Consider the following 21,247-nt stretch of genomic DNA (forward strand, 5'->3'; position numbering starts at 1 on the left):
CAGCCCCAGCCCCCGGCCCCGGAACCCGTCGCCCCGCCCCCCGCGCCGCCCGTCGAGCCCGCCCCGCCGCCGGTCGCCCCTCCGGCCCCGGCCCCGCCATCCACGCCGGCCCCGCCCGCACCGGCGCCGCCGTCGATGTCCGCGACGACCCCGCCCGACGGCGTCGAGCTCAGCCCGGGTACCGCGACCAACCTGCCGATCACCGTGCGCAACGACGGCGGCAGCGTGTCCGAGCCGGTGGCCGTCGCGCTGAAGCTGCCGCGCGGGGTGCGTGCGGTCGGCACCGGCGGTGGCGGCGCGCCGGCGGCTCGCGCGCAGGTCCCGGGCCCGGTTTCGGTGAACTGCCCCGGCGGCGAGGGCACGGTCACCTGCATGACCGGCGCCGGCCTGCAACCCGGCCAGAGCGCGACGCTGAACTTCCGCCTGCAGGCCGACGAAGACGCCGAAGGCGGCACGGTGACCGGGTCGGTCACGGCCGGCGTGCAGATCTCCGTCGACGTGAGCGTCAAGGTCACCGTGAAGGTCCCGCCGGACGCCGTGGTCCTGGAAGCCCAGGGCGACGGGCTCTCGGCGTTCCCCTGGAACCACCACCCGCTGGTCTACGTGCGGGTCCGCAACACCGGCGAGACGACCAAGCCCGTCACGGTCACCTTCGACGCCCCGCTCCAGCAGTGGTGGAGCCTGCGCGGCTTCCCCTGCACGACGACCGACGTCGCCGCGAGCTGCACGACGAAGAGCGCGGTGGCGCCGGGCCAGCACGTGAACCTGTGGGTGCGGCTGAAGGGCCGTCCCAACGACGGCCGGGTGACGATCAACGCCCAGCTCGGCCGGGCGACGGCGCCGCCGGTGACGGTGGACTTCGGCTGCTGGCGTCACTGGTGCGGCAAGGATCCGGTGCCCCCGACGACGCCGTCGATCCCGAAGCTGACCCCGTCGAAGCCGAAGCCGACGCCGAGCAAGCCGACGTCGAAACCACCGGTGACGACGACGGAGGAGCCGTCGAGCGAGCCGCCGGTGTCCTCGACCACGACGAGCGCACCGCCGCGGTCCGGCGGGAAGCCCGGGGCCAAGCCGCCGACCGTCACCCCCGAGAAACTTTTCGGCTGGCTGACCGGCTGACGAGCCCGCCCGATATCCGGACATTCACGACAGCTGAGCCGCCTGCACCACGGGTGAACGCCATGTTCTCCTAGACTGCGTGGTGTGACCGTTGTGGAAACCGTGCTCAAGCGCACGCCGGAGCCACTGCGTTCGGTGCTGATCAAGCACCGGGAGCTGCTGAAGTTCGCGATCGTGGGCGGCACGACGTTCCTGGTCGACAACGGCGTCTGGTACACGCTGAAGCTGACGGTGCTGGAGCCGAAACCGACGACGGCGAAGGCGATCGCGATCATCGTCGCGACCATCGTGTCCTACATCCTCAACCGCGAGTGGTCCTTCCGGACCCGCGGCGGACGCGAGCGGCACCACGAAGCCGCGCTGTTCTTCGTCATCAGCGGCATCGCGGTGGGCGTCAACCTGATCCCGCTGATCGTCTCGCGGTACGTGCTCGACCTCGAGGTCCCGCACGTGACCTTCCTGGTCCAGGAGATCGCGGACTTCGCGAGCGGCTCGATCATCGGCATGCTGCTGGCCATGTTCTTCCGGTTCTGGGGCTTCAAGAAGTGGGTGTTCCCGGACGAGCTGGGCGAGCGGCGGCGGGACACCGACCAGGTCAGCCGCCTGCCCTGAGAAACTACTTGTCTTCTGACATGTAGTTGTCTAGAGTCATCCTCGTCAGTGTTCCTGCGTAGAGGACGCCGTCCGGGTTCGGCCGGGCGAGCGGGACGATTCGAGGTGGTTTCCGAGCGCGAAGAGGTCGCATCCGTTCGCGGATGACGATGGAGCCTTTTCCCGACTCGACGTCGGCGCGTGTTTTCCGCGCGTCCGAAATCTCTCGTCCCTTCTGACGAAACAAGGGTTTTCTCTTGAGCACGATCGCGCCTCAGCGCGCCCTCAAACCTGCCCTCACGGGCCTGTTCCTGTCCGTTTTCCTCGCGATGCTCGACACCCAGGTCGTCGCCACCGCGCTGCCCCGGATCGCCGCCGAGTTCGGCGGGACCGGCGCCTACGCCTGGGTCACCACCGCCTACCTGCTCGCCGGCAGCGCCACCGCGCCGCTGTACGGCAAGCTCGGCGACGTCTTCGGCCGCAAACGTGTGCTCCTGGGCGCACTCGCCCTGTTCCTGCTCGGCTCGCTCGCCTGCGGCCTGGCGCCGTCGGCCGCGTTGCTGATCGCCGGGCGGGTGCTGCAGGGCGCCGGTTCCGGTGGCCTGTTCGTTTCCGTCGGCGCTTCGCTCGGCGAGATGTTCTCGCCACGCGAAGGCGCGAAGTACTTCGGCTGGTTCTCGATCTGTTTCGCCGTCGCTTCGCTCGCCGGACCGGTCGTCGGCGGCCTGCTCACCGGACTCGCCGGGTGGCGGTCGATCTTCCTGGTCAACCTGCCGCTCGGGCTCGCCGCCCTGGCCTGCCTCAAGACGCTCGACCTGTCGACACGACGCCGGGAGGCGCCGTTCGACTTCGCCGGCGTGCTCCTGCTCGGCACGGCGATCACCGGGTTCACCCTGCTCACGCCGTGGTCGGTCGCCCTCGGCGTGGCCGCGGCGGTGATCTTCGTGGTCGTCGAACGGCGGGCCGCGGCGCCCGTCCTGCCGCTGCGGCTGTTCCGCGACCGGACGTTCACCGTGTCCGTGCTGCTCAGCGTGCTCGCCGGGTTCGCCTTCCTCGGGTCGGTCAACTACATCGCGGTCCTGCTGCAGGCCGACGCCGGACCGGCGGAAGGCGGGCTGCGGCTGCTGCCGATGACGCTCGCCGTGTCCGCCGCCTCCGTCGTCGCGAGCAAGGTCATCGCCCGCACCGGCGCCTACCGGTGGGCGCCGCGGACGAGCATGGCGCTCGGCCTGCTGGCGGTGCTCGGCCTGCTCACCTTGGACGGCCTGCCGCAGGTTCTCGCCTGCCTGGTCGTCTTCGGCGTCGCGGCCGGGCTGAACCTGCAGGTGCTCGCGATGGCCACGCAGAACACCGCCCCCGCCGCGGACCGCGGTGCGGTCGCCGCCGGGGTCAACCTCGCCCGCGCGCTGGGGTCGGCCCTCGGCCCGGTCGCGCTCGGCTTCGCCTACCAAGCCGGCACCCACGGCGTGTTCCTCGCGCTGGTGCCGGTCCTCGCGCTCGCCCTCGTCACGGCGTTCGCGCTCCCCCACGTCCCGCTTTCCCGCTAGGAGAACCACGATGATCTTCGTCCTCGGTGCCACCGGCAAGGTCGGCCGCCACCTCGTCCCCGCCCTGCTCGACGCCGGCGCGCCCGTCCGCGCCCTGACCCGCGACCCGGCGAAGGCCCGGATCGACCCGCGCGCCGAAGTGGTCCGCGGTGACCTCGACACCTCCGACCTGCCGGCCCTACTGGCCGGCGCGGACCGCGTGTTCGTGCTGACCCAGGGGCACAACGCCGACCGGGAGGGGGCGGTCGCGCGGGCCGCCGCCGAGGTCGGCGTCACCCACCTCGTCAAGCTGTCCACCACGGGTGTCCACTTCGGGCAGAAGGACGCGATTTCCCGCGCTCACGCCGAAGCCGAGCAGGCGATCCGCGAAGCCGGACCGGCCTGGACGATCCTGCGGCCCGGGGCCTTCATGGACAACCGGTTCGCCTGGATCGGCTCGATCCGCGAGGAGAACGCCGTGTACGTGCCGGACACCGACCCGCCGTCCGCGCTGATCCACGTCCGCGACATCGCTGCAGTCGCAACGCTCGTGCTGACGACGTCCGGGCACGAAGGCGCGGCCTACGGGCTCACCGGCGGCGAAGCCCTCACCGCCGAGCAGCAGGTCGCCATCCTGGCCGAAGCCATCGGCCGTCCGCTGAAGTACGTCGAAGAGACCGAAAGCGCCGCGAAGGACCGCCTCATCCGGATGTACGGCTGGCCCGAGAAGGCCATCGACGGCCTCTTCGCGCTCAAGCGCGAGTCCGCCCCGCACGAACGCGTCGTCTTCGACACGGTCGAGCGCCTGCTCGGCCGGCCGCCGCTGACCTTCGCGACCTGGGCACGGGAGAACGCGTCCGCGTACCATCACCAGGAGTGACGAGGGCGAGGTGAGGCGGATGGGCGACCTGCGCGTCCTCGTCGTGGACGACCATCCCCTGTTCCGGATCGGCGTGGGCACGCTGCTCGCCGCCGAACCCGGGATCGAGGTCGTCGGCGAGGCCGCCGGCGGAGCCGACGCGGTCACCGCCGCCGCCGCTCTCCAGCCGGACGTCGTCGTGATGGACCTGCACCTGCCCGACCTGTCCGGGATCCAGGCGACCCGGCACATCGTGGCGGCGAACCCGGGCACCGGCGTGCTGATGCTGACGATGGCCGACGAAAGCGAGTCGGTCTTCGCGGCGATGCGCGCCGGTGCCCGCGGCTACCTGCTCAAGGACGCCGAGCCGGACGAGATCATCCGCGCCGTCCAGGCGGTCGCCCGGCGCGAGGCGATCTTCGGCCCGGACATCGCCAACCGCGTGCTCGCCTACTTCAGCCGGCCACCGGCCAGCGAGCCGGTGTTCCCCGAGCTGACGGGGCGCGAGCGCGAGGTGCTGGCGCTGATCGCGGCCGGGCATAGCAACAGCCTCATCGCGAGCACGCTGTGCCTGAGCCCGAAAACCGTGCGCAACCACATCTCGAACGTCTTCGCCAAGCTCCATGTCACCGACCGGGCCGAGGCGATCGTCCGGGCCAGGGACGCCGGCCTCGGCCGGTCCTGAAAGCGGGCAACTTCGGGACCCCGGTCCCATGCGCTCGGGACACGCGGGCGGGCAGGCTGGGCAGCCTGCACCGTTCGAGGGGAATGGGGAACGATGTCCGCACCCGACCGGACCCCGGTGGTGGTCCGCGCCACCGATCCGATCCTGCACGACGGCGTCTGCATGGCGCTGCGCTCGCGCGACGACGTCCGGGTGGTGGACGACGGCACGGCGCTGGTCGCCCTGCTGGTCGCCGACCGGCTCGACGAGACGATGACCCAGCAGCTGTCCGCGCTGCACCACCAGGGCTTCACCCGCATCGTGCTCATCGCGGGCGAAGTCGACGACAACGAGATCCTCAACGCGGTCGAGCACGGCGTCTGCGCGGTCGCCCGCCGCGCCGACGCGGGGCCCGACGTCCTCGTCCGCCTGGTCAAGGCCGCGGCGGCGGGGGAAGGCGCGTTGCCGCCCGACCTGCTCGGCCGGTTGCTGAACCGGGTTTCGCGTCTGCAACGCCAGGTGCTCCAGCCGCGCGGGCTGCGCCTGGGCGGTATGAGCGACCGGGAGACGGAGGTGCTCCGGCTCGTCGCGGCGGGGTATTCGACGCAGGAGATCGCCGACGAGCTGTGCTATTCGCAGCGCACGGTGAAGAGCATCCTCCACGACGTGACCAATCGGTTCCAGCTGCGGAACCGGTCGCACGCGGTCGCTTACGCGTTGCGGGAGGGGCTGATTTAACGCGGGACGCGTTCGGCGGGCCAGCGCACTTCGGGAACGTCGCTCGGCCGCGGCACCTTGAGGAACAGGCTGAACACGGCCGGACGGCGGTTCGACAGTTCGAGGCGGCCACCGTCGGCCTCGACCAGGGCCCGCGCCAGCGCCAGGCCGACGCCCGTCGAGCCGCCGCCGGAGAAGCCGCGCTCGAAGATGTGCGGGGCCAGCTCGTCCGGGACGCCGGGGCCGGTGTCGCTCACCTCGATCACCACCGTGCCCTCGGCGTCGCCGCGGCGGCCGATGAGCGTGACCGTGCCGGAGCCGTGGCGCAGGGCGTTGTCCAGCAGCACGCCGATGACCTCGCGGAGCCGGCCCGGCGTGGCCCGGGCCATCAGGCCGTCGGCCACGCGTGTGCGCAGGTTGCGGCCCTCCGAGCGGAGCAGCTCGCGCCACTCCTGCGCCATCTCCGGCAGCTGCGTCGGCAGGTCCACCGGTTCCGCGCCGACCTCGCGGGCCGCGCGGGCCGCCGCCAGCAGCTCGTCGAGCGCCTCGGCGAGCCGGTCGGCCTGCTCCTGGGCAGCCTTGGATTCGTCGGCCACCTCGTCGTCGGGGTGCACGGTGAGCGGTTCCAGCCGCAGCTGCAACGCCGTCAGCCGGCTGCGCAGCTGGTGCGAGACGTCCCCGACGAGCTGGCGTTCCCGCTGCACGAGCTGGGCCAGTGCGGTGCCGGACGCGTCCAGCGCTTCGGCGACCATGTCGAGCTCTCCCACGCCGTAGCGGCTCGGGTCGGGCCGGAAGTCGCCGCCGCCGAGCCGGGCCGCGCGCTCGGCCACGTGCCGCAGCGGCTTCGCGAGCCGCCGGGCCGTCGCGATCGCCACCACCGCGCCGGTGCCCACCGAAAGCAGCACCAGCAGCACGACGACCAGCGTCACCGTCGTCTGCCGCTCGTGCATCGGGCCGGCCGGGACGGCGATCTCGACCTTCCCTTCCCGGGCGAGGTCGGCCGTCTCGGTGACGGTGTCCGGGCCGGGACTGCTGCCGTAGCGCTTCTCGGTCTGGCCGCTGGCGCGGACGGTCAGCAGTCCGTTCGCCGGGACGGCCGCGCGCACCTGGTCGAGGTCGATCTCCTGGCCGTTGGCGATTTCGGTGTCGAGGATGGCCGCCGCCGCGCGGGCGTTCTCCGCGAGCGTCTCGCGGTAGCTCGACTCGATCTGCCAGCTCGCCACGATGCCCAGCGGGATGCCCAGCACCACCGCGCTGACGGCGACGGCCAGCAGGATTGCCAGCAGGATGCGGCGGCGCATGGGCTTATTCGGCGTTGAAGCGGAAGCCGACGCCGCGGACGGTCGCGATCCGCCGCTCGCCGTCGTGGGTCTTGCTGGTGCGGCCGGCGGCCTCGTCGGCGGCGATGGCGAGCTTCCGGCGCAGCCACGACATGTGCATGTCGAGCGTCTTGGACGTCTTCGACTCGAGGTCGTTCCAGACCTCGGCGAGGATCTCGTCGCGGCTGACGACCTGGCCGGCGCGGCTCATCAGCACGCGCAGCAGCTCGAACTCCTTGTTCGCCAGCTGGACCTCGTGGTTGTCCACGGTGACCAGCCGGGCGCCGAGGTCCATCCGCACCCCGCCGGCCTCCAGCACCTCGGGCACCCGGCGGCGCAGCAGCGCGCGGATCCGGGCGAGCAGTTCGGCGAGCCGGAACGGCTTGGCGACGTAGTCGTCGGCGCCCGCGTCCAGGCCGACGACGAAGTCGACCTCGTCGGTGCGGGCGGTGAGCATCAGGACCGGCAGTTCGGTGCCGGCCGCGCGCAGACGGCGGCAAACTTCGAGACCGTCCATCCCGGGCAGGCCGAGGTCCAGCACGAGCAGGTCGACGCGCTGGGCGGCGGTGGCGTCGAGCACCGCAGGGCCGTCGGTGACGACGTGGATCTCGTATCCCTCGCGTTCGAGGGCGCGGGAGAGCGGTTCGGCGATGGCCGGATCGTCTTCGGCAAGTAGGACCATGCTCACCTGGCCAACTCTACGGCTCGCGGGCGTGAAAACATCGTGACCGTGCCTGGCTACGAAGATGATCTGGCTCTCGCCGTCCGGCTGGCCGACGCCGCCGACGCGATCACGACGGCGCGGTTCCGCGCCCTGGACCTGGCGGTGGAGCGCAAGCCCGACCGCACCCCGGTGACCGACGCCGATACCGCGGTGGAGGACGCGATCCGGGCGCTGCTGGCTTCGGAACGTCCCGGTGACGCCGTGCTCGGCGAAGAACGCGGCGGCTCGGCCGCGACGGGCCGCGCGTGGGTGCTGGACCCGATCGACGGGACCAAGAACTTCCTCCGCGGAGTACCCGTTTGGGCGACCCTCATCGCGTTGGTTTCGGACGGCGACCCGGTCGTCGGCCTGATCAGCGCGCCCTTGCTGGGCCGCCGGTGGTGGGCGGCTGCGGGTGACGGCGCCTTTTCGTCGGACGCCGCCGGGACCCGGCAGCTGTCGGTTTCGAAGGTTTCGTCCCTTTCGGACGCTTATCTGTCCACAACGGACCTGAACTCGTGGGTCGAGTACCACTCGCGCTCGAAGTACCTGGACCTGGTGGACGCGTGCTGGGAGACCCGCGCGTTCGGCGACTTCTGGCACCACGTCCTGGTGGCCGAGGGCGCGATCGACGTGGCGGCGGAGTGCATCGTCAACCCGTGGGACGTGGCGGCCGCGCAGGTGATCGTCACCGAGGCGGGCGGCCGGTTCAGCGACCTGGACGGCGTCGGCCGCTACGACAACGGAAGCGCCCTGTCGACGAACGGCCGCCTCCACGAGGAGACCTTGGCCATCCTCAAGCGCTGATCCCCTCGTGAGTGAGAAACAGGGTTAGAACACTGTTTCTCACTCACGAGCCCGGGAGCAGGCCCACGGCGCCGCGGGCGACCTGGGCCCAGGCCAGCCGGCCGAACAGGTAGTGGCACGCGACCTGTTCACTGGTGAACCGGGCCCAGTCGTAGCGGTTGCCCTGCTCGCGCCAGAACACCTCCCACGCCTCGTCCTCGCCCTGCATCAGGCACCAGGCGTTGTCGACCTCGGCGCCGAGCGAGACGACCTCCGGCGGCACGCCCAGCACGCCGAGCCACCGCTGGATCGACTGGGTGTTCATCAGTCCTCTTCCCCCTTGGCCTCGGCGAGGTAGCCGAGGGTCACCAGTTCGTCGGCCGCCAGCAGCGCACGGTACCGGGTGCCGCCGCCGACCTGGCCGAACCAGTTCGCGGTCTCCGAGCGCCACATCGGCACCTTGCGCACCACGACGTACCGGCGGTACTCGGCGTCCAGGAACGCCGGCGGCAGCGAGCGTTCCGCGAACGGCGTGCCGTCCTCGTAGAGCACGCGCCCGTAGGCCGGGCCGAAGCGGTCGAGGACCGTGTTGGCCGGGACCATCACCGGCTCGGGCCAGTCCACGCTGCTCTCGGGGAACTGCTCGCCCGGCGGCCAGGCGTACTCGGGGCCGAGCTCGCTGTGCCCGACGACGAACCGGCGGATCCACACCGCCTGCGTCGCCCGCGCGTACGGCACGTACCCCTCTTTCAGGTGCCGCGGCACCGGCCGCGACGGCGCGGTCGGCGAGCGGCGGAAGCCCGCGGTGACGTTGGTGAGGGCCTGGTCGTCGAAGATCAGCCGGGCGTCCGGGTGGTCGTTCGGCGGGAAGCCGTCCGGGTCGTCGGGCAGTGGCAGCTGGCGCGCCGGCTTGTCCATCGCCACCGGGAGGTGCCCGATCGGGAACATGTGCACCAGGAACAGGGCGACGATGCTTTCCCGCTCCGTGCGCGGCGAGCCGAGCGGCGGGAGCGGCACGGGTGACCCCGGGTTCGGCGGCGGGCCCGCGACCGGCGGCGGCCCGGCCACCGGCGGCGGGGGCAGTGGCGGAACCGGCGTCGGCGGGGGCGGCGGGGCCGGGGGCAGCTGGAACGGCGGCAGCAGCGGCGACACCGCGTGCGGCCAGGCCGCGGGGTTGCCCGAGTGCGGGGTCGGCGCCTCGTCGAAGGCGCCCGCATCCGCCAGGCCGTACCCGGGCAGCTGCACCGGCCCGGTGTCGAGGTCGGCCTCGACCGGTTCGGAGCCCGCCTCGGAAGGCTCGGTCACACCCATCCTCCGGCTCGGTCGGTGCCCAGCGGGCACACGCTGTTCGACGCGGCCGCGGCGCTGCCGGTCCCCCTTGATACCGCACCCGATCCCCCGGGGCGCGACGAGGTCAACCCAATGCGGCGACCACGCGCGACGGGCTCGGGCGGCCGAGCTGTCCCGCCATCCACGTGCTGGCCGCCACCAGCGCGTCCAAGTCGACGCCGGTGGCCACCCCGAGGCCCTCCAGCATCCACACCAGGTCTTCGGTCGCCAGGTTCCCGGTCGCCGATTCGGCGTACGGGCAGCCGCCGAGCCCGCCCGCCGAAGAGTCCACAGTCGACACTCCACATCGGAGCGCCGCGAGGGTATTGGCGAGCGCCTGGCCGTAGGTGTCGTGGAAGTGCACGGCCAACGTACCGACGTCGCCGAACAGCCCGATGAGCGTTTCGACCTGCCCGGCCGTCGCGACGCCGATGGTGTCGCCCAGCGAAAGCTGCGAGCACCCCATGTCCAGCAGGCGGCGGCCGGCGTCGGCGACCTGCTTCGCGGGCACGACACCTTCCCACGGGTCGCCGAAGCACATGGAGAGGTACCCGCGCACGTCCAGGCCCGCTTCCCGGGCCCGCGTGACGACCGGCTCGAACATCGCGAACTGCTCGTCCAGCGACGAGTTGAGGTTCTTGCGCGCGAACGTCTCGGTCGCGCTGGCGAAGATCGCGATGTGCTCGACGCCGGCGTCGAGGGCCCGGTTCAGGCCCTTCTCGTTCGGGACCAGCACCGGGTACCGGACGCCGTCACGGCGGTCGAGCCGGGCCAGCAGCTGCTCGGCGTCGGCCAGCTGCGGCACCCACTTCGGGTGGACGAAGCTGGTCGCCTCCAGCGTGGTGAGCCCGGCGCCGGCGAGCCGGTCGAGGAACTCCAGCTTGACCTCGACCGGGACGATCGCCTTTTCGTTCTGCAGCCCGTCGCGCGGGCCGACCTCCCAGATCGTGACCCGCTCCGGCAGCTCACCCGTCGAGGGGACGCGCTCGGGCAGGCCCAGTTCGCGGGTGCCCATCAGCGGCGTCTCTCGCCGCGCGGCGGGCGCCCGCCGCCCTGGGGCGGCAGCGGCGTGGTCTGCTGGGTGCCCGGCCGGTAGTCGTCGTACGGGTTGTCGTTGACCTCGCGGTAGATGACCGTGTGCACCTTCTCGACGTGCGGGATGTCTTCGAAGCGCAGCGGCTCGTCCGACGCCGACTCGATGATCAGCGTGCCGCAGCCGAAGACCCGGTCGAGCAGGCCGTGCTCGAACTGGACGCTGTTGATCCGGCCCATCGGGATGTCGATGCCGGTGCGCCTGAGGACGCCCTCGCGGGCGATCAGCCGGTCGGTCGTCACGATGAAGTGGGTGGTCCGCCAGCGCACGAGCGGCGCCAGGAACAGCCACACGATCAGCACGAGCGCGACGACCCCGATGGCGATCAGCCCGACGGTGTTCCACGGCGAGCCGGCATCCTTCGCGAGGATCGCCAGCCAGATGCCGGCACCCAAGGTGACCAGGAACGCGAGCGTCGGGAAGATCAGCATCTTGAAGTGCGGGTGACTGTGCACCACGACGTGCTCTTGCTCGCTGAGCAAATCGTCCGGATAGGCCACGGCGGACGCTCCCAAGGTCGGTGCGGCGGTGTCGTCTCACCGTACCGGCGAGCGAGGAGGCAGTGGGCGCAACACCCGAAGAATCAGGCAGGACGGACGTGGACCACGTCACCCGCGAAGACGGTGTGGCGCTGGCCGCCCGCCACGTCGACCTGCAGCTGCCCGGCGGCGTCGATGTCGGCCGCGCGGCCGGTCAGGGACGTCCCGTCCGGCAGCTGCACCTCGACGTCCTGGCCGAGGGTCGCGCAGTGGGCGCGGTAGTCGCCGAGCAGCCCGGCTTCGGTGAGGTCGCCGCCGGCCAGCCGCCAGCGCCGTTCGAGGTCGGCGAACCCGGTGAGCAGCGCGACGGCGACGTCGGTGCGGTCGGTGTTCGTGGCGCCCTGCTCGGCCAGCGACGTCGCGGGCAGGCCGCCCGGGCCCGGCTGGACGTCGCCGAGGGGCAGCACGTTGAGGCCGATGCCGAGCACGATCGACGGCTCGTCTCCGGCGACGGCCTCGGCGAGGATGCCGGCGCACTTGGCGCCGTCGACGAGGACGTCGTTGGGCCACTTGAGCACGGCGTCCACCCCGACGGACGCAGCGGCGGCCCGGACGGCCAGCCCGGCGATGACGGACAGTGAGCCGAGCACCGCGAAGGGGACACCCGGCCGGAGCGCGACGCTCAGGTACAGCCCGGCGCCCTTCGGCGAGCTCCACGAACGCGCCCGCCTGCCGACTCCCGCGGTCTGCTCTTCGGCGAGCAGGACGGTCCGGTCCGCGGCGCCGTCTTCGAGGGCTTTCCGCAGGTCGGCGTTGGTGGAGCCGGTGCGCTCGACGACGTCGATCTTCGCGTACCGATCTTGCAGCGCCGCGGTCAGCCGGACGGCGTCGATCTCTCCATCCATGCCCCCGCCACCACCCTCAATCGAGTCGCTTCGCTCCACTGGCTCAATCATGTGCCCACAATATGGGAGTCCCCCTATCGTGCAAGCTACTCGCTCGTTCACTAAAGGGTGCGCTCTTCTAAATTGGAACCTGTGACGACGAAGCAGACCTCGTGGGCCCGCGGCGCTGCGCTGCGCGGCCTGGTGGCGCTGCCCCTCGTCGCCGGGCTCGTCACGGCGGGCTGGCTGCTGGCCGACCGCTCGCCGGAACCCGCGGCCGTCCCGGCTCCGCCGCCGGTGGTGCGTGACGCGGTGTCCGGCCCGTCGGTCCTCGAAGTCAGCGCACCGGTGAAAGCCCAGGAACCGGGCCAGGGCGCGTCCGGCCAGGGCGGCAAGAGCCCGTTGCAGCAGTGGGCCGACCAGCTGTCCGGCCCGCTCGACATCCCGGCGGAGGCGCTGATCGGCTACGCGAACGGCGAGCTGGCCCTGCGCGGCGAAGACCCGTCGTGCCACCTCTCGTGGGTCACTCTGGCGGGCGTCGGCTCGGCGGCGTCGAACCACGGCCGCAGCGGCGGCAACCTGCTGGGCCTCACGCCGGCACAGACGAAGAAGTACGGCTCCGACGCGCCGATCGCGGCCGGACGGGCGCTGTGTGCGGGCGGCACGGATCTCGGCGCGGGCCCCGGCTGGTGGAAGGCGATCGCGGCCTACCACCCCGGCGACGGGACCGAGCTGTTCCGCCAGCGCGTGCTCGGCATGGCGCAGCTCTACGCCACGCTGTCCCTCGACCCGGCGTCGGCGGACTCCCCGCGAGTCCGTGCGACCCGTTTCGCGCTGGGCCAGCTGGGCCTCCCGTACGTCTGGGGCGGCAACGGCCCCGACGCGGGTGCGGCGGGCTTCGACTGCTCCGGCCTGACGAAGGCGTCGTACGACAGCGCGGGCGTGGCCCTGCCGAGGACGGCGGACAGCCAGTTCCGCGCGCTTCCCCCGGTGCCGGCCACCCAGGAGCCCCGCCTCGGCGACCTCGTGTTCTACGGCAGCCCGGCGACGCGCATCCACCATGTCGGCCTGTACCTCGGCAACGGCCTGATGATCAACGCGCCGACCGAGGGCCAGGCCATCCAGATCCACACGTACCACTCGAAGGGCGACGACTACGCGGGCGCGGGCCGCCCGGCCTGACGCGGCACCTCGGCCACGTCACTCACTGCGGCACCACCAGCCCCGACTCGTAGGCGAACACCACCAGCTGCGCGCGATCCCGCGCCCGCAGCTTCATCATGGCCCGGTTGACGTGCGTCTTCGCGGTGAGCGGGCTGATCACCATCCGCCGGGCGATCTCCTCGTTCGACAGCCCCCGCGCCACCAGCGTGACGGCTTCGCGTTCCCGGTTCGTCAGTTCCGCCAGCCCGGCGCCGGGCACGAGCGGCTGGGTCACGTACCGGTCGATGAGCTTGCGGGTGATCGACGGCGCCAGCAGGGCGTCCCCGCGAGCCGCGACGCGCACCGCGTGCAGGAAGTCCTCCGGCTGGATGTCCTTGACCAGGAACCCGGCCGCGCCCGCGCGCAGCGCCTCGAAGACGTACTCGTCCAGGCCGTAGTTGGTCAGGATGACGACGTGCACCGCGGCCAGCGCCGGGTCCGCGGCGATGCGCCGGGTCGCCTCGATGCCGTCGACGCCGGGCATCTGGACGTCGACGAGCGCGATGTCCGGCAGGTGCTCCAGCGCGAGCCGCACCGCCTCGCCGCCGTCACCCGCTTCGGCGACCACCTCGATATCGGCCTCGACGTCGAGCAGCGCGCGGAACCCGCTGCGGATGAGCGGCTGGTCGTCGGCCAGCAGGACGCGGATCACGCCGGGTCCACCGGGAGTTCGGCCCGGACCCGGAACCCGCCTTCGCGGCGGGGCCCGGCTTCGAGCCGGCCGCCCAGCGCCGTGACGCGCTCGCGCATCCCGGTCAGGCCGACGCCCGGCGCACTGTCCACTGTGGCCTTTCCGTCGTCGTCGACGCGGATGACCAGTGCGCCGGGCCGGTGGTCGATCCGGACCGAGGCGGTGTCCGCGGCGGCGTGCCGGGCGATGTTGGTCAGCGACTCCTGGACGATCCGGTAGGCGGTCCGGCCGACCGCGTCCGGTACGGCGTCGCGCGGGCCCTCGACGGTCAGCTGCGCGTCGAGGCCGGCGACACGGGCTTGGCGCACGAGGTCGGGGACGTCGTCGAGCCCGCGTGGCGGGTCCTTGTCGTCGTCGCGCAGCGCCTCTAGGGTCGCGCGCAGTTCCCGGGTCGCCTCGCGACCGGCGTCGCGGATGGCCAGTAACGCGTCGGGCACGTCTTCGCCGCGCTTGCGGGCCAGGTGGACGGCGACTTCGGCCTGCACCTTGATGACGGAGATCTGGTGGGTGAGCGAGTCGTGCAGCTCCCGCGCGATGTGCAACCGCTCCTCGTCCGCGCGCCGCCGCGCGGTTTCCTCGCGCGTGCGCTCGGCTTCGTCGGCGCGGCGCTCGGCCTGCCGCAACGCCTCTCCCGCCGCCCCGGCCGCGATCAGCCACGCCAGCTGAAGGACGTCCCGCGACTGCGTGAACGCCGCGCCGGTGTCGTGGACGCCGGAAGCCAGCAGCGCCAGCGGAATCGCGGCCAGCATGAGCACCGAAGCGACCACCGCGGCCATCCGGTGTCCCGCCCGGACAGCGGCATACACGGCGAAGAGGTAAGCGACGACCGGCACTTCGAACCCGGCGACCTGGTACGCGAGCGCGCAGACGGCGGTCGCTGCCAGCACGGCGATCGGCGCCCGGCGGCGTGCGGCCAGCGCCAGCCCACCGGCGGCCAGCGCCGCATATCCCAGGACGTCGAGGTCCGCGGGCACGTGCGTCGCGGACCGCCCGGCGACCACCAGGGCCGCCGCGACCCCGACGGCGATCACCCCGTCCACGATCTGCGCCCGGCTCATCCCTGCACCCTAACCGGGGGCCCGCTCGGCGAAGTCCCGCGAGAAGAGCATTTCCCGGCTACTGCGCGCGCAGTAGCCGGGTGGTTCCTGCGGCGCCCGCGGCAGCGCGAAGTGTCTGCCCGCGGACAACGACGGGCTCCGGATCGGGCGGACATGCTTCCGGCGTCCCATCCGAACCGAAGGAGCACCTCATGAACGTCCTCGCCGCCACCAGTTCCTACGACCTGACGCCCGGACGGCTCTGGTCGCTGATCGCCGTCGTGTTCGGCGCGACCGGGGTGGTCGCGGGCGTACTGGCCCTGCGCCGCGGCCGGGGAGCCGGCGTGGCACTGGCCGGCGGGCTGGTCTGCGTCGTCATCGGGGGGTGGGTCGTGGCCGCCGCGAAGGGTGGGCCCGGCACCGGCTACGGAATCGTCGGCGGCTACCTGGACCTGGTGATCGGCGCGGTCGGGCTCGCCCTCGGCGGGCTGGCGGTGGCGCGCTCGCGCGGTTTTGTCGGTGGTCGCCGCTAGCGTCGGGGGCATGTTCGAAATCGACTTCGCCGAGTTCCCGTCCTCGTCCGCCGAGGCGTCCGGGCGGTTCTTCGAGCGCGCGTTCGGCTGGCCGGTGACACCGTACGGCCCGGACTACACCGACGTCCGGGCCGCGGGGCTCACCCTGGGCTTCCAGGCGGACCCGGGTGAACAACCCCGCGCGCCACTGGTGACGATCCGCACGGACGATCTGGCGGTGGCACGGCAAGCGGTGGAGGCTGCGGGCGGGGAGGTGACCAAGGAACCATTTGCTTTCCCCGGCGGGCGGCGCTTCCACTTCCGCGAGCCGGGCGGCAGCGAGCTGGCGGTGTGGTGCCCGGACGCCTAGCGCGACGTCCGGTTTCCGCCGGTGCCACCGCGGCCGGACGGCCATGATGATCATCATGAGCATCTCCGTCCTCGAAGGCATGTACGCCGCCGAAGCCGAGTACTTCGCCACCGGCGACTTCGCCCCACTGCAACAGTTCTTCGCCCCGGACTTCGTGCTGCACCAGGCCGAGGGCCTGCCGTACGGCGGGGTCTGGCGCGGCCACGACGGCCTGCAGCGGTTCTTCGCGGCGATGAGCCGCACGTGGGCTGCCTTCGACTTCGTGGACCAGACGTTCCTCGCCACGGCGTCCCCGCTCGTCGTGCTGACGAACGTGCACGCCCGCGCCCGCGCCACCGGCCGCGAGCTGGATTTCCCGATCCTCCAGACGATCACCGTGGCGGACGGGCGCATCACCGAGGTCCGGCCGTTCTACTGGGACAGCGCCGCCATCGCGGCCGCCTGCTCCACATAACCGGCGGCCCCGCCGCCGTAGAACGTCGAAGGGTCGGCCTCCGCGATCGGCAGGCCGAGCGCGAACCGCGTCACCAGGTCCGGATTCGCGATGAAGGGCCGCGAGTACGACACCGCGTCGGCGATACCGGCCTCGATCACCGCGTCGCCGGTCTCGCGGTCGAAGCCGTTGTTGACGATCAGGAGGCCGTCGAACAGTTTCCGATAACGAGCGAAGGCCGCGAAGTCCGGTCCGGCGTCGGGCCCGCGGAGGTGCAGGTAGTCGGCACCGAGCCCGGCGACCAGTTCGTCGTACTCGGCGCGGAGTGCTTCGTCCACAGTGAACAGTCCGCCGGTCCACCACGGCGAAAGCCGCACACCGACGCGACCGTGGGCGGCGGCGGCGTCGACGACCTCGGCGAACAGCCTGCGCCGGTTCGCCGGGGAGCCACCGTAGGCGTCGGTGCGGTGGTTGAGCCGCGGGTGCAGGAACTGCGCGAGCAGGTACACGCCGTTGGCCGCGATCTCGACGCCGTCGAACCCGGCCCGGCGCGCGTTCTCCGCCGCCGTGCCGTAATCGGCGATCGTGGCCCGGATCTCCGCCACGCTCAGTTCGCGCGGTGTGCCGGTGCGACACCGCCCGGACGCCGGGTACACCGGCTCGTCCGGGTTCACCGCCGACGGCCCGGCCGGGCGCCCGCCGAGGAAGTCCGGGTGCGAAACGGCTCCCGTGTGCCACAGCTGCACCACGATCCGGCCGCCGAGCGCGTGCACGACGTCCGTGACCCGCCGCCACCCATCGACCTGGGCTTCGGTGTACAGGCCGGGAACGTCCGAGAAGCCGACGGCCTCTTCGCTCACCCAGGTGCCTTCGGCCACGATGAGCCCGGCCCCGGCGCGCTGCGCGTAGTGGGCGGCCTGGAGGTCGCCGGGCACTCCGCCGGGCACGCGCGCCCGGGTCGTGGGCGCGACGACGACCCGGTTCGGCAGGTGCCATCCGTCCAGGTCGGCAGGGGTCAGCAAGCTCATCCGGTCACCTCCGGTCGCGGGGATACGTCGAGGAGGCGACGGTGGACGCGAGGGAAAGGTGACCGATGGACGACCTGGCGGCGGAGTTCGAGGCCGAGCGCGGCCGGCTGCGCGGGCTGGCCTACCGGATGCTCGGCTCGACGGCCGAAGCGGACGACGCCGTGCAGGAAGCGTGGTTGCGGCTGAACCGGGCGGACTCGGTCGACAACCTGGCGGCCTGGCTGACGACCGTCGTCTCCCGCGTCTGCCTCGACGTCCTGCGGTCGCGGAAAACCCGCCGCGAGGAGCCGTTCGAGGTGTGCCCGGAGCCGGTGGCCGACGCCGATCCGGCGGCCGAAGCCGCGCTCGCCGACTCGGTCGGCCGCGCGCTGCTCGTCGTGCTGAACGCGCTCGGGCCGGCCGAGCGGATCGCCTTCGTGCTGCACGACCTCTTCGCGGTGCCCTTCGACCGGATCGCCCCGGTGCTGGACCGCACGCCGGTGGCGGCGAAGAAGCTGGCGAGCCGCGCGCGGCAGCGGGTCCGGGGCACTTCCCCGCTGCCCCCGGCCGACCTGGCCCGGCACCGCCGGGTGGTCGACGCGTTCCTGGCCGCGGCCCGCGGCGGCGACCTGGCCGCGCTGCTCGACGTGCTGGCCCCGGACGTCGTCCGCCGCGCCGACGCCGCCGCGCTGCCGGCGGGCGCACCGCTCGAGGTACGCGGGGCCCGCGCGGTCGCCGAGGAGACCCGGGTGTTCGGGAAACGGGCCCGGTTCGCCGAAACGGCCCTGGTCGACGGCGCGGTCGGCGTCGTCGTGGCGCGCGGACGGCTGGAGCTGGCCCTGGCCGTGACTGTCGAGGGCGAGCGGGTGGCGGCGTATGAGGTGATCGCCGACCCCGCCCGCCTCGCCGCGCTGCACGTCACGCTCCTCAGCGCTTGATCCGGTAGGACAGGTGCGTCACGCCCGTGCCCTCGGTGACCTCGGGGTCGGTCAGCTTCGTGGTGGCGTCGAGGTGGTCGAAGAAGCGGACGCCGGAGCCGAGCAGCACGGGGACCAGGTCGACCTGGATGCCGTCGAGCAGGCCGAGGTTGAGGCACTGCTGGGCGATCGTCGTGCTGGCGACCGCGACGTTCTTGTCGCCGGCGGTCTTCTTGGCCTGCTCGACGGCGCTTTCGAGGCCGTCGGTGACGAAGGTGAACGGCGCGTCCGGGTGCGGCCAGTCCGCGGGCTCTTCGTGGGTGACGACGAAGACCGGGACACCCATCGGGTGCGCGCCGCCCCAGCCCTGGGTGAGGTTGAACAGGCGGCGGCCGGTGACCAGCGCGCCGACGTTCTCCATCGCCGCGCGCAGCATCTTCGCGCTGGCTTCGGAGGTCTTGAAGGTGGCCCAGTCGACGGCGGTGGGGACCTCGACGTCGCCGTTGCCGAACCACTCGAACAGGTGATCGATGCGGTCTTCTGGGTCGGCCACGAAGCCGTCGAGGGACATGGACATGTTGGCGATGACGTCGGCCATTTCGAACTCCTTTTTACTGGTCAGAGGCGGTTTGCCCTGCTGACGAGAAGTCTTCCGCGTCCGCCTGGCCGGAAGATCTGCCACCTGGCCGACATCCGTGGCCGGGTGGCCGATGCCTTGACAGGGGGTGGCCGCGGCGGCACCATGAACACGTGTTCATGAACACGTGTTCACAACGGAGGGGATGAGGATGACCGGGATCGTCAACACCGCGCAGGCCGAGGCGTGGAACGGGTACGAGGGGGAACACTGGGCGACCAACGCCGACCGCTACGACGCCGTGAACAGCGGCTTCAACGGCTATTTGCTCGACCAAGTGCGCGCGGAAGACCGAGTGCTCGACATCGGCTGCGGCAACGGCCAGCTGACGAGACTCGCCGCGGCGCGGGCCCGGTCGGCGATCGGCGTCGACCTGTCCGGGCCGATGCTCGCGACCGCGCGAGCGCGGGCGGCCGAGGTGCCGAACGTGTCGTTCGAGCAGGGTGACGTCCAGGTCCACCCGTTCACCGAAGGCGCGTTCGACTTGGCGGTCAGCAGGTTCGGGGTGATGTTCTTCGCCGACCCGGTGGCGGCGTTCGCCAACATCCGCCGCGCTCTGTCCCCCGGCGGCCGCCTCGCGTTCCTCTGCATGACGGCCCTGGCGGGCACCGACCTCGGCCGGGTCTTCGGCGCGATGGCGGCCTACCTGCCCCAGCCGACCGGGCCGGACGGCAGCGGGCCGACATCGTTCGCGGACCCGGACCACACCCGGGCGGTGCTGGCGCAGGCCGGCTTCGAAGACGTGGCATGCACCCCCGTCGAGGCCGACCAGATTTGGGGCCGCGACGTCCCCGACGCGGCGGGGTTCATCGCGGACTGGGGCCCGGTCCGCCACCACCTGGGTCAGGTGGACAGCACGAGGGCGGCGAAGGCGACCGAAGCGTTGAGGGTGGCGCTCGAGAAGTTCGCAGGCCCGGACGCGGTCCGCCTGCGCGGCACGGCGTGGCTGGTCACGGGAAGGAGGCCGTAGGCGGCGCCCGTACGATGGCAGGGATGTCACCGAGGAAAGCCGCCGCTCAGCAGGACGGGCAGTCACTGCACGACCTGCTGCTCGAGACCGCGCAGAAGATGATCGCCACGCACGGAACAACAGGCATGACCGTGCGCGAGATAGCGCGCATGGCGGGCGTCGCCGACGGCGTGCTCTACAACCACTTCTCCGACAAGGAGGAGCTGGTGGCCCGGGCCTTGCTGGAGCACGTGCGCATGACGGAGGCAGAGCTGGGCGAGCTGCCGGTGCCCGGCGAAGGCACCCTCACCGGAAACCTCCGCCGCCACCTGGAGTTCGGCTTGGCCCTGCACAAGGTGCTGGTGCCGGCCTTCAGCGGCCTGGTGGGCCAGCCCAGGGTGTTGGAGCGCTTCGCGGAAATCAGCGAGCGATCCGGCTACTGGCGCGACCGGCTGGTGGCCTACCTCGAAGAGGAAAGGGCACTGGGCCGCCTACGCCCAAAGTCCGAAGTAGACGCAACAGCAGCAATGCTGGTCGGCTACTGCCACGCCTCGGTGCTGACAACGGTCTTCCCCCACACGGCCCCCCTGGACCCACCCCCGGTGGACGCAGTGGTGAGCGCCGCCCTCCACGGAATCGCCCCAACGGAACCCGAACCACCGGGCCCAGACGCCGACAACTGACGCCCGGCCGGCCAGGCGGCCAAGCTCGCACGGTCTGGCCACGGCCACCCCCACACCAGCTCGGCAAAGACAGACCAGCAGCCTTGCCAGCAACACCAATCCACCAACAACCGCCTCGGCCACACCCCCCTGCCGACCCGATACGCAGCCGCATCAGCGGCCGGCAGGCCGTGTCAAGGCACGCTTTCCCGCCTTGACACGGCCTGCCGGCCGTTGAACAATCCGGCGTTCGGGCCGGCGGGAAGAACCCGGCAGAGCAGAATCCGGCAGGACACTCCCCCTAGATCATCCCGTTCCCACTAACCGTCACCTCCGGAACCTCCTGCACCACATCCCAGTGCTCAACAATCCGCCCTTCCCGCACCCGCATCACATCGGCAATCGCACTCCCCCGCGACCCAGGCATCAACCGAAGCAGGCTGTGCGTGAAGACAAGATCGCCTTCAGCGATCACCCGCCGCACATCCAGCCTGAGCTCCGGAAACCGCCCCACAAACCCGGCCAGGTACCGAGCCGACTCCTCCGCACCCGCCGGAGCGTGCGGGTTGTGCTGAACATACCCATCACCCACGAACTCAGCGAAGGCGTCCACCGGCCGCTTCTCGGCGAAGGCCACCCGAAGAAACCCCAGGACCACTTCCTTGTTCCGCTGCAACTCCGTCATCACCTATCCGTCCTTTGTGGAGTTATCGACACCAACTCCACCATGCGCGAAACAGAAAGGGAAAGACCTGTGGAC

General features: G+C 71.9%; 25 protein-coding genes and 1 pseudogene. 14 read left to right on the top strand and 12 right to left on the bottom strand.

Annotation, left to right across the window (positions count from 1 at the left end; genetic code table 11):
• The 6 genes and pseudogenes from IE317_RS19310 to IE317_RS19335 form a co-directional block, all read left to right on the top strand.
• Nucleotides 1–1,119 (top strand): annotated as a pseudogene (locus tag IE317_RS19310) (sigma-70 family RNA polymerase sigma factor); the annotation flags it as partial.
• Between the two features lie 84 nt (nucleotides 1,120–1,203).
• A complete protein-coding gene (locus tag IE317_RS19315; RefSeq protein ID WP_191312006.1) occupies nucleotides 1,204–1,731 on the top strand; it encodes a GtrA family protein in 528 nt (175 codons plus the stop codon).
• A 236-nt stretch (nucleotides 1,732–1,967) separates the two neighbouring features.
• Nucleotides 1,968–3,257, top strand: a complete 1,290-nt coding sequence (locus IE317_RS19320) for an MFS transporter (protein WP_191312008.1) — start codon at nucleotides 1,968–1,970, stop codon at nucleotides 3,255–3,257.
• 10 nt (nucleotides 3,258–3,267) lie between these two features.
• Nucleotides 3,268–4,116, top strand: coding sequence for an NAD(P)H-binding protein (locus IE317_RS19325; protein WP_191312010.1), 849 nt, complete (start codon nucleotides 3,268–3,270; stop codon nucleotides 4,114–4,116).
• Between the two features lie 19 nt (nucleotides 4,117–4,135).
• The gene (locus tag IE317_RS19330; protein WP_191312012.1) at nucleotides 4,136–4,780 is read left to right on the top strand and encodes a response regulator; all 645 of its coding nucleotides are present in this window, start codon (nucleotides 4,136–4,138) and stop codon (nucleotides 4,778–4,780) included.
• Between the two features lie 93 nt (nucleotides 4,781–4,873).
• Nucleotides 4,874–5,497, top strand: coding sequence for a helix-turn-helix transcriptional regulator (locus IE317_RS19335; protein ID WP_191312014.1), 624 nt, complete (start codon nucleotides 4,874–4,876; stop codon nucleotides 5,495–5,497).
• On the opposite strand, the gene IE317_RS19340 is transcribed toward IE317_RS19335, so the two are convergent.
• Complete coding sequence (locus tag IE317_RS19340; RefSeq protein WP_191312016.1) at nucleotides 5,494–6,777, bottom strand: ATP-binding protein; 1,284 nt, start codon at nucleotides 6,775–6,777, stop codon at nucleotides 5,494–5,496. The two genes, IE317_RS19335 and IE317_RS19340, sit on opposite strands and share 4 nt — an antisense overlap.
• A 4-nt stretch (nucleotides 6,778–6,781) precedes the next feature.
• Nucleotides 6,782–7,477: a response regulator transcription factor gene (locus tag IE317_RS19345; protein WP_191312277.1), complete on the bottom strand. Its 696-nt coding sequence runs from the start codon at nucleotides 7,475–7,477 to the stop codon at nucleotides 6,782–6,784.
• 42 nt (nucleotides 7,478–7,519) lie between these two features.
• Here IE317_RS19345 and hisN point away from each other — a divergent pair, with 42 nt between their 5' ends.
• A complete protein-coding gene (gene hisN, locus IE317_RS19350) occupies nucleotides 7,520–8,305 on the top strand; it encodes a histidinol-phosphatase (protein ID WP_191312018.1) in 786 nt (261 codons plus the stop codon).
• Nucleotides 8,306–8,348: 43 nt separating this feature from the next.
• Here the strand turns inward: hisN and IE317_RS19355 are convergent, their stop codons facing one another.
• The 5 genes from IE317_RS19355 to IE317_RS19375 form a co-directional block, all read right to left on the bottom strand.
• A complete protein-coding gene (locus IE317_RS19355; protein WP_003105220.1) occupies nucleotides 8,349–8,609 on the bottom strand; it encodes a hypothetical protein in 261 nt (86 codons plus the stop codon).
• Nucleotides 8,609–9,589: a TNT domain-containing protein gene (locus IE317_RS19360; RefSeq protein WP_191312020.1), complete on the bottom strand. Its 981-nt coding sequence runs from the start codon at nucleotides 9,587–9,589 to the stop codon at nucleotides 8,609–8,611. The genes IE317_RS19355 and IE317_RS19360 overlap by 1 nt, the downstream gene beginning before the upstream one ends.
• Nucleotides 9,590–9,698: 109 nt before the next feature.
• Nucleotides 9,699–10,628 carry a hydroxymethylglutaryl-CoA lyase gene (locus IE317_RS19365; RefSeq protein WP_191312022.1) on the bottom strand — a complete coding sequence of 310 codons (930 nt, stop codon included), beginning with the start codon at nucleotides 10,626–10,628 and terminating at the stop codon, nucleotides 9,699–9,701.
• A complete protein-coding gene (locus IE317_RS19370) occupies nucleotides 10,628–11,206 on the bottom strand; it encodes a PH domain-containing protein (protein WP_191312024.1) in 579 nt (192 codons plus the stop codon). Before IE317_RS19370 ends, IE317_RS19365 begins: the two co-directional genes overlap by 1 nt.
• 83 nt (nucleotides 11,207–11,289) lie before the next feature.
• A complete protein-coding gene (locus IE317_RS19375) occupies nucleotides 11,290–12,090 on the bottom strand; it encodes a biotin--[acetyl-CoA-carboxylase] ligase (RefSeq protein WP_191312026.1) in 801 nt (266 codons plus the stop codon).
• Nucleotides 12,091–12,222: 132 nt separating this feature from the next.
• Between IE317_RS19375 and IE317_RS19380 the strand changes: the two genes are divergently transcribed.
• Nucleotides 12,223–13,251: a C40 family peptidase gene (locus tag IE317_RS19380; protein WP_191312028.1), complete on the top strand. Its 1,029-nt coding sequence runs from the start codon at nucleotides 12,223–12,225 to the stop codon at nucleotides 13,249–13,251.
• Nucleotides 13,252–13,273: 22 nt separating this feature from the next.
• On the opposite strand, the gene IE317_RS19385 is transcribed toward IE317_RS19380, so the two are convergent.
• On the bottom strand, nucleotides 13,274–13,924 hold the full coding sequence (locus tag IE317_RS19385) for a response regulator (RefSeq protein WP_191312030.1): 651 nt from the start codon (nucleotides 13,922–13,924) through the stop codon (nucleotides 13,274–13,276).
• The gene (locus tag IE317_RS19390; protein ID WP_191312031.1) at nucleotides 13,921–15,021 is read right to left on the bottom strand and encodes a sensor histidine kinase; all 1,101 of its coding nucleotides are present in this window, start codon (nucleotides 15,019–15,021) and stop codon (nucleotides 13,921–13,923) included. Before IE317_RS19390 ends, IE317_RS19385 begins: the two co-directional genes overlap by 4 nt.
• A 191-nt stretch (nucleotides 15,022–15,212) precedes the next feature.
• Here IE317_RS19390 and IE317_RS19395 point away from each other — a divergent pair, with 191 nt between their 5' ends.
• The 3 genes from IE317_RS19395 to IE317_RS19405 are packed head-to-tail and all read left to right on the top strand — an operon-like array spanning nucleotide 15,213 to nucleotide 16,336.
• Nucleotides 15,213–15,533 (top strand): DUF6223 family protein, encoded by a 321-nt coding sequence (locus tag IE317_RS19395; RefSeq protein ID WP_191312033.1) that lies wholly within the window; start codon nucleotides 15,213–15,215, stop codon nucleotides 15,531–15,533.
• A 10-nt stretch (nucleotides 15,534–15,543) separates the two neighbouring features.
• Complete coding sequence (locus IE317_RS19400; RefSeq protein WP_191312034.1) at nucleotides 15,544–15,882, top strand: VOC family protein; 339 nt, start codon at nucleotides 15,544–15,546, stop codon at nucleotides 15,880–15,882.
• Between the two features lie 55 nt (nucleotides 15,883–15,937).
• Nucleotides 15,938–16,336 carry a nuclear transport factor 2 family protein gene (locus IE317_RS19405; protein ID WP_229902795.1) on the top strand — a complete coding sequence of 133 codons (399 nt, stop codon included), beginning with the start codon at nucleotides 15,938–15,940 and terminating at the stop codon, nucleotides 16,334–16,336.
• On the opposite strand, the gene IE317_RS19410 is transcribed toward IE317_RS19405, so the two are convergent.
• A complete protein-coding gene (locus tag IE317_RS19410) occupies nucleotides 16,294–17,343 on the bottom strand; it encodes an alkene reductase (RefSeq protein WP_191312036.1) in 1,050 nt (349 codons plus the stop codon). The genes IE317_RS19405 and IE317_RS19410 overlap by 43 nt on opposite strands.
• Nucleotides 17,344–17,408: 65 nt before the next feature.
• Here IE317_RS19410 and IE317_RS19415 point away from each other — a divergent pair, with 65 nt between their 5' ends.
• Nucleotides 17,409–18,260 (top strand): sigma-70 family RNA polymerase sigma factor, encoded by an 852-nt coding sequence (locus IE317_RS19415; protein WP_191312038.1) that lies wholly within the window; start codon nucleotides 17,409–17,411, stop codon nucleotides 18,258–18,260.
• Here IE317_RS19415 and IE317_RS19420 read toward each other — a convergent pair.
• A complete protein-coding gene (locus tag IE317_RS19420) occupies nucleotides 18,250–18,837 on the bottom strand; it encodes a dihydrofolate reductase family protein (RefSeq protein WP_191312039.1) in 588 nt (195 codons plus the stop codon). The genes IE317_RS19415 and IE317_RS19420 overlap by 11 nt on opposite strands.
• A 190-nt stretch (nucleotides 18,838–19,027) precedes the next feature.
• Between IE317_RS19420 and IE317_RS19425 the strand changes: the two genes are divergently transcribed.
• The gene (locus tag IE317_RS19425; protein ID WP_191312041.1) at nucleotides 19,028–19,846 is read left to right on the top strand and encodes a class I SAM-dependent methyltransferase; all 819 of its coding nucleotides are present in this window, start codon (nucleotides 19,028–19,030) and stop codon (nucleotides 19,844–19,846) included.
• Nucleotides 19,847–19,860: 14 nt separating this feature from the next.
• Nucleotides 19,861–20,508, top strand: coding sequence for a TetR/AcrR family transcriptional regulator (locus IE317_RS19430; protein ID WP_191312043.1), 648 nt, complete (start codon nucleotides 19,861–19,863; stop codon nucleotides 20,506–20,508).
• A 280-nt stretch (nucleotides 20,509–20,788) separates the two neighbouring features.
• On the opposite strand, the gene IE317_RS19435 is transcribed toward IE317_RS19430, so the two are convergent.
• On the bottom strand, nucleotides 20,789–21,172 hold the full coding sequence (locus IE317_RS19435) for a nuclear transport factor 2 family protein (protein WP_191312044.1): 384 nt from the start codon (nucleotides 21,170–21,172) through the stop codon (nucleotides 20,789–20,791).
• Nucleotides 21,173–21,247: the final 75 nt, after the last annotated feature.

Source organism: Amycolatopsis bullii, assembly GCF_014654205.1.
Taxonomy (GTDB): domain Bacteria; phylum Actinomycetota; class Actinomycetes; order Mycobacteriales; family Pseudonocardiaceae; genus Amycolatopsis; species Amycolatopsis plumensis.